This is a genomic window from Luteimonas sp. 3794, from assembly GCF_031456825.1.
Lineage (GTDB): Bacteria > Pseudomonadota > Gammaproteobacteria > Xanthomonadales > Xanthomonadaceae > Luteimonas.
Genome location: NZ_JAVDVJ010000017.1, coordinates 14,729 through 27,362 on the forward strand (window position 1 = coordinate 14,729; position 12,634 = coordinate 27,362).

At 69.5% G+C, this 12,634-nt stretch carries 10 protein-coding genes; 7 read left to right on the forward strand and 3 right to left on the reverse strand.

All coding sequences use genetic code 11. The annotated features are described in order from the left end of the window. The first annotated feature begins 21 nt into the window (after positions 1–21). The 4 genes from J2X52_RS16215 (at position 22) to J2X52_RS16230 (ending at position 5,637) form a co-directional block, all read left to right on the forward strand. Positions 22–1,278 carry a 6-phosphofructokinase gene (locus J2X52_RS16215; protein ID WP_310155766.1) on the forward strand — a complete coding sequence of 419 codons (1,257 nt, stop codon included), beginning with the start codon at positions 22–24 and terminating at the stop codon, positions 1,276–1,278. Between the two features lie 87 nt (positions 1,279–1,365). Next, positions 1,366–2,178, forward strand: a complete 813-nt coding sequence (gene mutM, locus J2X52_RS16220) for a bifunctional DNA-formamidopyrimidine glycosylase/DNA-(apurinic or apyrimidinic site) lyase (RefSeq protein WP_310155769.1) — start codon at positions 1,366–1,368, stop codon at positions 2,176–2,178. Between the two features lie 60 nt (positions 2,179–2,238). Further along, entirely contained in the window at positions 2,239–2,808 is a 570-nt protein-coding gene (locus tag J2X52_RS16225; protein WP_310155772.1) for an ECF-type sigma factor, read from the forward strand. Between the two features lie 9 nt (positions 2,809–2,817). Continuing rightward, positions 2,818–5,637: a serine/threonine-protein kinase gene (locus J2X52_RS16230; protein ID WP_310155775.1), complete on the forward strand. Its 2,820-nt coding sequence runs from the start codon at positions 2,818–2,820 to the stop codon at positions 5,635–5,637. Positions 5,638–5,647: 10 nt separating this feature from the next. Here J2X52_RS16230 and J2X52_RS16235 read toward each other — a convergent pair whose 3' ends face one another. Beyond that, complete coding sequence (locus tag J2X52_RS16235; protein WP_310155777.1) at positions 5,648–6,271, reverse strand: thymidine kinase; 624 nt, start codon at positions 6,269–6,271, stop codon at positions 5,648–5,650. A gap of 79 nt (positions 6,272–6,350) precedes the next feature. Between J2X52_RS16235 and J2X52_RS16240 the strand changes: the two genes are divergently transcribed. Next, entirely contained in the window at positions 6,351–8,327 is a 1,977-nt protein-coding gene (locus tag J2X52_RS16240) for a UvrD-helicase domain-containing protein (RefSeq protein WP_310155780.1), read from the forward strand. Between the two features lie 81 nt (positions 8,328–8,408). Here the strand turns inward: J2X52_RS16240 and J2X52_RS16245 are convergent, their stop codons facing one another. Continuing rightward, positions 8,409–9,065: a DUF480 domain-containing protein gene (locus tag J2X52_RS16245; protein ID WP_310155782.1), complete on the reverse strand. Its 657-nt coding sequence runs from the start codon at positions 9,063–9,065 to the stop codon at positions 8,409–8,411. 121 nt (positions 9,066–9,186) lie between these two features. On the opposite strand from J2X52_RS16245, the gene J2X52_RS16250 reads away from it, so the two are divergent. Further along, positions 9,187–10,107, forward strand: coding sequence for a 5'-nucleotidase, lipoprotein e(P4) family (locus tag J2X52_RS16250; RefSeq protein ID WP_310155785.1), 921 nt, complete (start codon positions 9,187–9,189; stop codon positions 10,105–10,107). Positions 10,108–10,854: 747 nt separating this feature from the next. Next, complete coding sequence (locus J2X52_RS16255; RefSeq protein ID WP_310155787.1) at positions 10,855–11,850, forward strand: hypothetical protein; 996 nt, start codon at positions 10,855–10,857, stop codon at positions 11,848–11,850. 64 nt (positions 11,851–11,914) lie between these two features. On the opposite strand, the gene J2X52_RS16260 is transcribed toward J2X52_RS16255, so the two are convergent. Continuing rightward, positions 11,915–12,610: a DUF6683 family protein gene (locus tag J2X52_RS16260; protein ID WP_310155790.1), complete on the reverse strand. Its 696-nt coding sequence runs from the start codon at positions 12,608–12,610 to the stop codon at positions 11,915–11,917. Between the last annotated feature and the right edge of the window lie 24 nt (positions 12,611–12,634).

Genomic DNA, 12,634 nt, shown 5'->3' on the forward strand with positions numbered 1-12,634 from the left:
CCCATTGAAAGGACACGCACAATGACGTCCGGAACCCTGCTCTACGCCCAGTCCGGCGGTGTCACCGCCGTCATCAACGCCACCGCGTCCGCGGTGCTGCAGGAGGCGCGCAGCCGGCGCGTCAAAGTGCTCGCGGCACGCAACGGCATTCTCGGCGCGCTGCGCGAGGATCTGGTCGATGCCTCGAAGATTCCGCTGGCCACGGTGCGCGCGCTCGCGCATACGCCGGGCGGCGCGTTCGGCTCGTGCCGTTACAAGCTCAAGTCGATCGAGGCCGACCGCGCCAAGTACGAACGCCTGATCGAGGTGCTGCGCGCGCACGACGTGCGTTGGTTCCTCTACAACGGCGGCAATGATTCGGCCGACACCGCGCTCAAGGTTTCGCAGCTCGCCGCGCAGTTCGACTATCCGCTGACCTGCATCGGCGTACCGAAGACGATCGACAACGATCTCGCGGTCACCGACTGCTGCCCGGGTTTCGGTTCGGCGGCGAAATACACCGCGGTCTCGGTGCGCGAAGCCGCGCTCGACGTCGCCGCGATGGCCGATACCTCGACCAAGGTGTTCGTCTACGAGGCCATGGGCCGGCATGCCGGCTGGCTGGCCGCGGCGGCAGGCCTGGCCGGGCAGGGTCCCGATGACGCGCCGCAGATCATCCTGTTCCCCGAACGCGATTACGACGAGGCCGCGTTCCTCGCCCAGGTGCAACGCGTCGTCGAGCGCGTGGGCTGGTGCGTGGTCGTCGCCAGCGAAGGCATCCGCGACAAGGACGGACGCTTCGTCGCCGATGCCGGCGGCGGGCAGGACGCGTTCGGCCATACCCAGCTCGGTGGCGTGGCCTCGCATCTGGCCGGCCGGGTCAAGGACACGCTGGGCTACAAGGTGCACTGGACGCTGCCCGACTACCTGCAGCGCTCGGCACGGCACGTCGCGTCGAAGACCGATGTCGACCAGGCGATGGCGGTCGGTCGCGCCGCGGTGCAGTTCGCCCTCGCCGGCCGCAACGCGACGATGCCGTCGATCAAGCGCACGTCGGATGCGCCTTATCGCTGGACCATCGAGGCCGCGCCGCTGGAGAAGGTGGCCAACCACGAGAAGATCATGCCGGCCGGCTTCATCCGCCGCGACGGCTTCGGCATCACCGCGGCGGCGCGGCGTTATCTCGAGCCGCTGATCCGCGGCGAGGCGCCGCCGCCGTATGGTCGCGACGGGCTGCCGAAGTACGTGACGGTGGATGCGCCTGCCGTGCCCAGGTGCCTGCCGGACTGGACCGGCTGAGGCCTTTCGGCGCGGCGTTCAGCCCGGCACATTGAAACCGGCCGCGCGCGCCCGATACAGACCAGTCCCCGCACGCCGCCGGCCCCGATGCCCGAACTGCCCGAAGTCGAAACCACCCGCGCCGGCCTGACGCCGCATGTGCTCGGCCGCACGATTCGCAGCGTCGTGCTGCGGCGGCCGGACCTGCGCTGGCCGATCGCCGGCGAAGTCTCGAGCGTGTTGCCCGGGCAGCGCGTCGAAGCGATCCGTCGACGCGCGAAGTACCTGCTGCTCGACACCGATGCCGGCAGCGCGCTGCTGCACCTGGGCATGTCCGGGAGTCTGCGCGTGCTCGATCCCGACGTGCCGGTGCGTGCGCACGACCATGTCGATATGACACTCGATTCCGGCCAGGTACTGCGCTTCAACGATCCACGCCGTTTCGGCTGTCTGCTGTGGCAGCCGCGCGGCGAAACCCATGCCCTGCTGCGCGATCTCGGTCCGGAACCGCTCGACGATGTCTTCGATGGCGACCATCTGTTTTTCGCCAGTCGCGGCCGCCGGGCGCCGGTGAAGACCTTCCTGATGGACCAGCGCATCGTCGTCGGCGTGGGCAACATCTACGCGGCCGAGGCGCTGTTCGCCGCGGGCATCTCGCCAGTGCGCGACGCCGGGCGCATTTCGCGCGAACGCTATGCGCGCCTCGCGGCCGAGGTGAAGCGGATTCTGGCCTATGCGATCAACCGCGGCGGCACCACCCTGCGCGATTTCATCAGTCCAGACGGCGCGCCCGGCTATTTCGAGCAAGAACTCTCCGCCTACGGGCGCGGCGGCCTGCCCTGCCCGGCCTGCGGCACCCCGCTGCGGCAGGCCCTGGTGGGCCAGCGTGCGACCGTCTGGTGTCCGCGCTGCCAGCGCTGAGGACCGACCGCTGCCGCGCTGGAGAAGCGCTATAGTCGCGACGCGGGACGAGGGCCGGTCATGCGCGAGAGTCAGACTGCCGAGATCACCCAGTGGCTGGATGCCGCGCGCGGCGGCGATCGCGACGCGCTCGATCGCGTGCTCGCCACGCTCTACCAGGAACTGCACCAGATGGCCCGGCGCCAGCTCGCCGGCCAGCATGGGCACACGCTCGATGCCACCGCGCTGGTGCACGAGGCCTACCTCAAACTGATCGGCCGTCACGAAGCGCGCTTCGATGACCGCGCGCATTTCTTCGCCTATGCCGCCTCTGCGATGCGCAGCGTCGTCGTCGACTACGCGCGGCAGCGCCTGGCGCAGAAGCGTGGCGGTGATCTGCATCGGGTGACCGAACTGCCGGAGAACCTCGAAAGCGGCCTGCGGCTGGACGAGGACACGCTGGCGCTGGACATCGCGCTGACCCGATTGGCCGCGGTCGATGTGCGCCTCGCCCACGTGGTGGAGCTGCGTTATTTCGCCGGCCTGTCGGAACTGGAGATCGCCGCGCTGCTGGAGCGGTCGGAGCGCAGCATCCGGCGCGACTGGCAAAAGGCGCGGATGTATCTGCTGGCGTCGTTGCGGGAAGACTGAGCGCTGCGCATGGACAGCACGCGCTGGCAGCGGCTGTCCCCGGCCCTTGATGCGTTGCTCGAACTCGACGCCGATGGGCGCGCCGCGTCGCTTGCCACGTTGCGCCAGGGCGACCCCGATTTCGCCGCCGAACTCGAAGCCCTGCTGGCGCTGGAGGCCGATCGCGAGGATTTCCTCGCCGAGCCGATCGTCGCCGCGCTGTCGGGCATGTTGCCCGGCCGCCATGTCGGCCCCTACGAACTCGAACGCCTGCTCGGCGAAGGCGGCATGGGCCAGGTGTGGCTCGCGCGACGCGCCGACGGCCTGTACGAGCGCCGGGTCGCGCTGAAACTGCTGCGGCCGGGGCTGGCTGATCCCGACCTGCGCCTGCGCTTCACCCGCGAGCGGCAGATCCTCGCGCGCCTGGAACATCCGCACATCGCGCGCCTGCTCGATGCCGGCATCAGCATCGATCAACAGCCCTATCTCGCGCTGGACTACATCGACGGCGAGCCGGTCACCGACTGGTGCAGGCGGCATCAGCCCGGGGTCGCCGACCGCATCCGGCTGTTCCTGCAGGTGTGCGACGCGGTGAGCCACGCGCACACCAACCTGATCGTGCACCGCGACCTCAAGCCGTCGAACATCCTGGTCACCGCACTCGACGACGTGCGGCTGCTCGATTTCGGCATCGCTAAGCTGCTCGACACCGCCGGCCAGGCATCGGAGGCCACGCGCACCGGCCTGCGCGCATTCACCCTGCACTACGCCGCGCCCGAGCAGATCCGCGGAGAGCCGGTCACGACGATGACCGACGTGTACTCGCTCGGTGTGGTGCTCTACGAACTGCTCGCCGGACGCAAGCCCTACCAGCCCGCGCGCGCCAGCGATGCGCAGTGGGAACAGGCGATTCTCGACGCCGATCCGCCCCGGCCTTCGCAGGCGCTGCTGCGCGGCACGGAGGACGGCGTGGAGCCGGTGCAGCGCAGGCGCATGGCCCGTGCGATCGCCGGGGACCTCGACACCATCGTGCTGCGCGCACTTGCGAAGGCACCTGCCGATCGCTACGCATCAGTCGAAGCATTCGCGCTCGACCTGCGCCGCTGGCGCGAGGGCAGGCCGATCCTCGCACGGCCGCAACGCCTGTCGTATCGCGTGGGCAGATACCTGCGCCGGCATCGCTGGGCGGTCTCGAGTGCGACGCTGGTGGCCTTGACCCTGGTCGCATCGATGGTCGCGGTGACCTGGCAGGCGAACCAGGCGATCGAGGAATCGGCACGCGCGCAGGCGATGCAGGATTTCGTCGTCGGCCTGTTCGAGCAGGCCGGCGCCTCGGCCGGTGGTGCACCGCTCGACATTCGCCAACTGCTGGAGGCCGGGGTGCAGCGGGGTGATGCGGAACTGGCGCACCAGCCCGTCGCCCGCGCCGAACTCTATGGCGTGATCGCGCGACTGCGGCTCGGGCTGGGCGATTACGAGCAGGCGCTGGCGCTGCTCGAGCGCCAGTCGATGCTGGTGCGCGGCATGCCCGATCCGCCCCCGAGCCTGCGCCTGCAATCGGCCAGCGATCACGGGCGCACCTTGCGGTTGCTGGGTCGGCCACGTGATGCGATTGCCTGGATGCAGCCGCAGCAGTCGCTGGCACTTCAGCGCGAACAGGTGCTGCCGCGCCAGGCCGCCGAACTCTATACGCAGCTGGGGCGCGGCCGACGCGACATCGGCGAGCCGGACACCGCGCGCCTGCTGTTCCGCCGCGCACTGGCCTTGCGGCGCGACAGCCCGGTCCCGGACGAAGCCGGCACGATCGAAAGCCTCGCGGATCTGGCCTCGCTGCACAGTGCCGCCGGCGAAATCACGGCGGCGCTCGCAGCCACCGACGACACCCTCGCACGGCTGCGACAGCGTCTCGACGCGCGGCATCCACTGGCGGTCGAATTGCTGCGCACCCGCTGCGCGCTGCTGCGCGCGGACGGCCGGACGCGTCCGGCCGAGGCGAGCTGCCGCGAGGCGCTGGCGCTCGCGCTTGACCTGCATGGCGCGCGGCATCCGGCGACGCTCGATGCACGCCGGCAGCTCGCCGCCCTGCACGTCGACCAGGGGCGGTTCGCCGAAGCCGATGCGGAATTCCGTGATGCGCTGGTCTGGACCGTCGCGCGGCTGGGCGCACGCCACGCCGATGTCGCCCGCATCCACAACAGCCTCGGCATCGTGGCCTGGGAGCGCGGCGACGAAGCGGCCGCACTCGAATCGCTGGCACGTACGGTCGACATCTGGCGCCAGACCAGTCCCAACGCCTTGCTCGCCGACGGCCTGTTCAACCACGCCATGGTGCTACATGCGGCGGGTCGCGATGCCGAGGCGCATCCGCTGCTGCTCGAATCGCTCGCGCTGCGCCAGGCACGCTTCGGTGCACGCCACGGACTGGTCGGCGACACGCTGCGGATGCTCGGGGAAGTGGACGCCGCGCTGGCGCCCGGCACCGGCAGCCCGCGTCTCGATGCGGCAGCAGCGATCACCACAGCCGCCTACGGCCCGCAGCACCCCAATACGCTGCGCGCCGTGCTGTCGCGCGCGCGCGTCGCGGCGGAGGCCGGCAACCGTGACGCGCTCGCCGGGCTGGACCGTCTGGCGCACACCCCGCCGGACGACAATGAACTGCGCAAGATCGCGTGGATTGCCCGCGCGCATGCCGCGGCCCTGCGCTGCGGCACGGCAGGCGCCACGAACGCCCGCAACGATCTGGCCGTGCTGGCCGCCCAGGTGCGCGCCGCGCAACCGGAAGGCGGGGTGATCAGTCGGGAGATCGATGCGGCGAGGCAGCGCTGCGGCGCGCTGCTGGCGCGTCGCTGATGCGGTCGGGTCAGACCAGCGGCAGCGGCGGCTGCACCGGCTCGATCCGCCCCTCGCCCCGCACGATGCGCTTGAACTCCGCACGGCTCACCGACACATAACGCTCGTTGCCGCCGATCTCGACCTGTGGCCCGTCCTGCACCGCGTAGCCCTGCTCGTCGACGCGCACGGTCATCGTGGCCTTCTTGCCGGTGTGGCAGATGGTCTTGATCTCCGACAGTTCGTCGGCCCACGCCAACAGGTGCTGGCTGCCTTCGAACAATTCGCCGCGGAAATCGGTGCGCAGGCCATAGCACAGCACCGGGATCCGCAGTGCATCGACGACTTCCGACAGCTGCCAGACCTGGGTTTGCGACAGGAACTGCGCCTCGTCGACCAGCACACAGTGCAGGCTGCCATCGCCGTCGACCAGCGCGCGGATGCGGCCGAGCAGATCGTCGGTGCGCTCGAACGCGATCGCATCGGCCGACAGCCCGATCCGCGACGCGACGCGCCCTACGCCCGAACGATGGTCGAGCCGCGGCGTCAGCAAGGCGACCCGCATCCCGCGCTCGCGATAGTTGTGCGCGCTCTGCAGCAGCGTCGTGGTCTTTCCGGCGTTCATCGCCGAGTAGTAGAAGTACAGCTTGGCCATGCGGCCATTCTACCGGCGGGCTTCAGGCCCGGCGGAAGCCCGACCGCTACAATGCGCGTCGCTGACTCGCGTGGTCCCGATGCACGGTCTCAACCCCCAACAAGCCCAGGCGCTCGGTCATGTCGAGGGTCCGTTGCTGGTGCTCGCCGGCGCGGGCAGCGGCAAGACGCGCGTGATCGTGGAGAAGATCGCGCATCTGATCCAGTCGGGCCGCTATCCGGCCAAACGCATCGCGGCGATCACGTTCACCAACAAGTCGGCCAAGGAGATGCGCGAGCGTATCGCCAAGCGGATCCGTGGTGATGCGGCGGACGGGCTGACGATCTGCACCTTCCATGCGCTCGGCCTGAAGATGCTGCAGATCGACCACGCCAAGCTCGGCCTGCGGCGCGGTTTCTCGATCTTCGACGCGGACGACAGCGCGTCGCAGATCAAGGATCTGCTGCCGGGCGTCAAGCCGGACATGATCCAGCTGCTGCAGGGCCTGGTGTCGAAGGCGAAGAATGCCGGCCTGTCGCCGGAGCAGGCGCACAACGTGGCGATCAGCGCGCGCGAGTTCGAGGCGGCGGCGCTGTATGCGCGCTACCAGGAACGGTTGACCGCGTTCAACGCGGTGGATTTCGACGACCTGATCCGCCTGCCGGTGCAGTTGCTCGAATCCGACGACGACGCGCGCGACGCGTGGCGCGAGCGCATCGGCTATCTGCTGGTCGACGAGTGCCAGGACACCAACGACGCGCAGTACCGCCTGCTCAAGGCGATCGCCGGGCCGAAGGGCAACTTCACCTGCGTGGGCGACGACGACCAGAGCATCTATGCCTGGCGCGGCGCGAATCCAGAGAACCTGACCGCGCTGGGCGAGGACTATCCGACCCTGCGCATCGTCAAGCTCGAACAGAACTACCGCTGCAGCAACCGCGTGCTGCGCGCGGCGAACGCGCTGATCGCCAACAATCCGCACGAACATCCCAAGACGCTGTGGAGTGCGCAGGCCGACGGCGAGCGCATCCGCATCTGGGAATGCCGGGACAGTGCGCACGAAGCCGAGAAGGTGGCCGGCGAAATCCAGTTCCTGCAGTCCTCGCGCCAGGTGGAATGGAGCGAGTTCTGCATCCTGTTCCGCAGCAACCATCTCTCGCGCCCGCTGGAAAAAGCACTGCAGCTGCTGCGCGTGCCGTATCACCTGAGCGGCGGCACCGCGTTTCTCGATCGCGGCGAGGTCAAGGACGCGATGTCCTGGCTGCGCATGCTGGCCAATCCCGACGACGATTCCGCCTTCCTGCGCGCGGTGCAGTCGCCGGCGCGCGGCGTCGGTCAGACCTCACTGGCGCGACTGTCGGAACTGGCGCGCGCGGCCGACGTGCCGATGTCGCGTGCGATCGAGTCGATGAGCCTGCTCAAACAGTTGCCGCCGCGCGCGGCGAATGCGCTCAGCGAGTTCGGCGACATCCTGCGCGGGCTGCGCGAGGACGCGCGCCGACTCCCGGCCGGCGAACTGGTGCGCGAACTCAACGAGCGCTCCGGGCTGATTGCGATGCTCAAGGCGCAATGCAAGAGCGACGACCTGTTCCGGATCCGCTCCGGCAACCTCAACGAACTGGCCGACTGGTTCGAAGGCGCACGCGGCGCAGGCCCCGGCGAACTGGCCTCGCAGCTCGCGCTGCTGAGCCATGCCGACAAGGGCGACCCCGGCAACCAGGTGCGGCTGATGAGCATGCACGCGGCCAAGGGACTGGAGTTCCGCTACGTCTTCATCATCGGCATGGACGACAAGACACTGCCGCACGAGTCGAGCATCGACGAGGGCCGCATCGACGAAGAGCGGCGCCTGCTCTACGTGGGCATCACCCGTGCGAAGGAGCAGCTGTGGCTGAGCCATCCGCGCGAAACCCAGCGCTGGGGCCAGAAGCTGCGGCTCACGCCGAGCCGGTTCTTCGAGGAGCTCCCCGCCGCCGAGGTCCAGCGCGACGGTGCCGATCCCGTCGCCGACGCTGCCCGCAAACGCGAGCGCGCCGACCACGGATTCGCTGCGATCCGTGCGCTGCTCGACAGCTGACCTGTAGGAGCGGCCTTGGCCGCGAAGCGCTTTCCCGGTGAAGCCTTCGCGGCCAAGGCCGCCCCCACAGGAGTCCAGCGGTCAGACCGGCAAGCGTGCCGTCAGCGCGTCCAAGGCGTCGCGCAACGCGGCGACCTCGGCTTCGAGTGCGTCGACACGGGCCGCCAGACCCGCATCGCCTGCAGATTCGCGCGCGGGACCGGATGCGGCGATGGCGGCCACATCGACCGGACCGCACAGCAGATGCGCATAGCGGTCCTCGCGCCGCCCGGCCGACGGCGGAATTCGCACGACCAGGCCTTTGCCGGCCAGACGCTCGAGATGATGGCGCGCGTCGTCGGCATCGGCGAAGGGATGCATGCGCTCGCTGCGCGTCACCAGCTCGGCGAGGGTCTGCGCGCCGCGCAGCATCAGCAGCGCCAGCAGCACGACCTGCGGCTGCGGGACATCCAGTGCGGTGCCCAGCACGTGCTCGTGCCGCTCGGCGCGCGAGGAGAACGACTGCCGTGCGAACCGGTGGCTTTCCAGTTGCCGCAGCGCGTGCTGCACATCACCGAACGAAGCCGACATTACCGGCTCGCGCGCGGTCTTCTGGTTCGCCGCCGACTGCGCGGCGTTGACGGTCAGCGGATACACGTCCGGCGTGGTCGCCTGCTTTTCCACCAGACAGCCGAGCACGCGCGCCTCGATCGGGGTGAGTCTGGGCCAGCGGTCCTGGTCCTGCGCCTGTGCGTCCATTGAAGTTCCAGCCTCGAAGGGGGCGACAGGATGCGCCCCGCATGCCGGCCTGTCATGTTCGCAACGACTGCGGCCGTTAAACTCGCGTGTTCACACGATGACGACGGACCCGCCCATGCGCATGACCGCACCCGCCCTCACCCTGCTTGCCGGCGCATTGCTGCTGGCCGCCTGCAAGCCGACGACGCCTGCCGCTGCGCCTGCGGACCCCGCTGACCCAGCCGCGCCCACCACCTCCGCGCCGCAGGCGCCGGCCGCGACCGACCCCAGCGACAACCTCAACGCGGTGCTGTGGATCCAGCGCTCCGAGGAATACCGCGCAAACAGCCTTTCGATCTTCCGCGCCGCCGCCGACCACCTCGACGACGCGCTGGCCGAGAAGCACTGGGATGCCCTGGTGCCGGAAGAGCGCGAGTTGATCGGCGATGCGACCGCGCTGCCGCCGGCCGTGATCATGGACATCGACGAAACCGTGCTCGACAACTCGCCCTACCAGGCGCGCCTGATCCAGAACGGTCTGGAGTACGACGAAGTCACCTGGGCGCAATGGGTCGCCGAGAAGAAAGCCAAGCCGGTGCCGGGCGTGCTGGAGTTCGCGAAGGCGGCCGAGGCCAAGGGCGTGACCATCCTCTATCTCTCCAACCGCGCCCAGCACCTGCAGGAGGCAACGCTGGCGAACCTGCGCGCCGAAGGATTGCCGGTGAAGGACGAAAGCGTGTTCCTCGGCCTGGGCACCTTCGTCGAGGACTGCGAACAGAACGGCACCGAGAAGACCTGCCGCCGTCGCCTCGCCGGTCGCGACTACCGGGTACTGATGCAGTTCGGCGACCAGCTGGGTGACTTCGTCGACATCGTCGCCAACACCACCGAGGCCCGCGGCGAGCTGCTCGACACCTATGGCGACTGGTTCGGCGAACGCTGGTGGATGCTGGCCAATCCCAGCTACGGCGGCTGGGAACCGGCCCAGTTCAACAACGCCTGGGACCAGCCTGCAGGCGCCCGCCGCGAGTTGAAGCGCAACGCGCTGGATCTTGCGAACTAATGGAATCAATAACTTGAATCATAGTATTTCAAGTATTGTACTAGGTTCTCGGACGCGGTAGCCTGCGTCCGCCACACCATGTCCTCCGGCCCTGCCGGCTTGAAGGGAGACGAGAGTCTCCCTTTTTTTATGTTGCGACTCCCGTCGCAGAACAAGGCGATCTAGGGTCGACCCCAGGGTGTGGACGCGCTACGCGCCGCCTAACCTCGAAGCAAGCCACCAGCGAAGTGGCCCCCTGCGCGTTCCTTCCCGCCTGCCATCCAGCCCCCGGAGGCAATGGTGTCCCTACCCGGCCCGCCCGGCCCCCTCGGCCCGCCGAAGCTGCCGCCCCTGCCTGGCATGAGCCGCGGCGGTGCCAGTTCCGCGGGTGCGCCTCTGGCGCAGCATTTCGGCGGCTTCATGCAATCGCTGCCGGGGCGTCTGCTTCCGAGCATCTTTCCCGGAACCCAGGCCGGCGGCCAACCGGGCGCGACCGCGACACCGCAGTCGACTGTGGGCTCGCCCATGCCTTCGGCACCGCCAGGACTGCCCACGTTCAATCTCCCCGCTGGCGCGCCGATTCCGCCCCCGCCGCCGCCCTTCAGCGCCCCGGCCGGCCACGTCCCCGGGACGAACCCCGCCCACACTGCGCCGCAGATCGGCGGCGGGCTGATAAACGCCGCCGCGACCCCGCTTCGCAACATCCTCGCGCCGCCTTCCACGGCGCCGGGCGCCGCCGCACCGGGGACGGCATTCGGCCCGGGCACCATGGCCGGCCCCGCACAGGGCCTCGGCAACCTGCCCGGCAACGCCGGGAATGTCGCCAACGCCGCCGTCAACGTGGCGCGCACGGTTGCCAATGCGCTGCCCGGCGTACAGAACCCGATCCCGACCCAGATGGCGCCCACCCAGCAGCCGACTGTCCTGGCGCAATCCGCGTCCGCGCCGGCGGCCTTGCAGGCGCCGGCGGTCCCGGCCCAAGTATCCGCGACCTCGCCGCAGAGCGCGGCACAGGCGCCCCAGCCCGCGGTGCCCCCGACCCAGCCGCAAACGCCGGGTATGCTCGCGCAGCAGGCGACATCGCCGCCGCCCCAACAGGCGCAGCCTGCGCGAACGGACGCCATGTTCGCGCCTGCAGGCAATCCCGCTGCAGATCGTGCGGCGGTGCCCCAGCAGGCGCAGCCACCCTTGCAGGCCAATACGCCGAACGCACCACCGGGCGCTGCCCTGCTCGCAGCCGCTCCGCTGGCCACGACCGTGGCGCAGGCGCCTGTTGTGCAACAGCTTGCAGGCAACCCCCAGGCGCAGGCCTCCGGCAACCCCATCGCGGGCACGGCATCGCTCGATGCGGGCGGCCCCGTGCGCGCCGAACTCACCGGCACCGGCACCTACACCCTGGATGGTCCCGGCCTGCGCCGACGCGGGCGCATGAAAGTCGGCGCGCAGGACATGGGGCAGTGGATCCTCGCCGCTGCCCAGGGACGCCTGCATCTGGTGCGCCCCTACGATGCCGATACACCGCGCGAAGTCGCCAAGGCGTTCCAGTGGCTGTTCTGGGTGCTGGCCATCGTGGCCTACGGCTGCCTCGGCCTCGTGCTCGTCAGCTTCCTGCTGAGCTTCGGCGATCTGCCCGCGGCGCCGACCTTGCGTCGCTGGACGGGCGAATTCGCCTGGGCGGGACTACTGGCGGCGCTGGGCGCCTGGTGGCTCGGCCGGCAGCTCATCCGGATGCAGCGACCGCCGCCTGATCCGATCCGTCGTTAGTGCTTGACCCCAAAAGAAGGGGCGCCGCATGCGGCGCCCTTTGTCTGTCACGGCCTCACGGCATTCAGCGCGTCACCAGCCCGCCATCACCGAGCGAAACCCGCTGGAGATCCACACCATTGCCCTGCAGCCCCTGACGCACGCTCGCCGCCAGCGCGGTCAAGGCCTGGCGATTGCCGTCCCGCTTCATCGACTGGTAGGTCAGCGCCGACACCATCGTGAGATAGGCGGTTCGCTCGGCCTGGGCCTGCTTGTCGGCATCCGACATTGCGGCTACTTCCGGCACAGCCGCGAGCGGGCCGATCAACTGGCGCCGCACCGCCCGCTGCCCTGCTGGCGACTGGCGCGAATCTCGGTCGTTGACGACTTCCCACGAGATCAGCAGATGCGCGGCCAGCACGTCACCCAGGTTTGTCGGGTCGTAGCCGTAGCGGCGCAGGATCTTGTCGAACTCGCGCAGCATCTCGCCCGAGCCGATGACCTGCTCCAGATCCGCGACCTGCTGCGGATTGCGACCGAAGGCGCGGATCGTTTCCTGCTGCACACGCGCGCTCACCGCGGCGTCGCGACGGAACGACAGGGCCTCGACGGCCTGCGCATCGACCTGCGCCGGCGCAGGCGCCGCAATGGCGCGCTGCAGCGCGCGCTGCACGGCGGCATCCCCGTCGGCCGCATGCGCCGCACCTGCGCACAGCACGGCGACGCAGACGAGGACGCACCACCGCACGATGGCCGGACGGAGCTGAAGGATCTGTGTCACAGGTGTTCTCCTTGAAATGGCCAC